Consider the following 488-nt stretch of genomic DNA (forward strand, 5'->3'; position numbering starts at 1 on the left):
CCAACACCCGCACCTCGGCACCCGCAGCCGTCAGCGCCCCCGACACCTCCTCCACCGGAGCACCCCCGCCCCGGACCACCACCAACCACACACCACTCAGACGGGCAGTGGGAGGCGTTCCCATGGCACGCCATTCGGTGCGGTAACGCCATGAGTCGAGGGTGCTCTGGGCCCGACGGCCCTTGCGCCACGCCGACAGCGCCGGCAGCCATGCCTCCGCGGCCTTGAGAGAGGCCGTGTCGATGCCGTCCCGGGCGTCGATCACCTGGGCGAGGTCCGCGAAGTCCTCGCGCTCGACTGCGTCCCAGAAGGCCGCGTCCACCTCGTCCGTCGTCGCGGTGCCGATCTCACCGCCGACGGTGACACCCTCCAGCCAGTAGCGCTGGTGCTGGAAGGCGTAGGTGGGCAGGTCCACCCGGCGGGCACCACTGCCGGCGAACAAGGCCGACCAGTCCACCGGAACACCCGCGACATACGCCTCCGCCAAC

Annotated in this window: 1 protein-coding gene; it reads right to left on the minus strand. The window is 71.1% G+C overall.

Annotation, left to right across the window (positions count from 1 at the left end; all coding sequences use genetic code 11):
- A partial coding sequence (locus tag IG88_RS45205) for a hypothetical protein (RefSeq protein ID WP_324609027.1) occupies positions 1–457 on the minus strand: 457 nt, incomplete at its 3' end.
- Positions 458–488: the final 31 nt, after the last annotated feature.

Source organism: Streptomyces sp. NRRL F-5650, from assembly GCF_000721365.1.
In the GTDB taxonomy this organism is placed as follows: domain Bacteria; phylum Actinomycetota; class Actinomycetes; order Streptomycetales; family Streptomycetaceae; genus Streptomyces; species Streptomyces ardesiacus.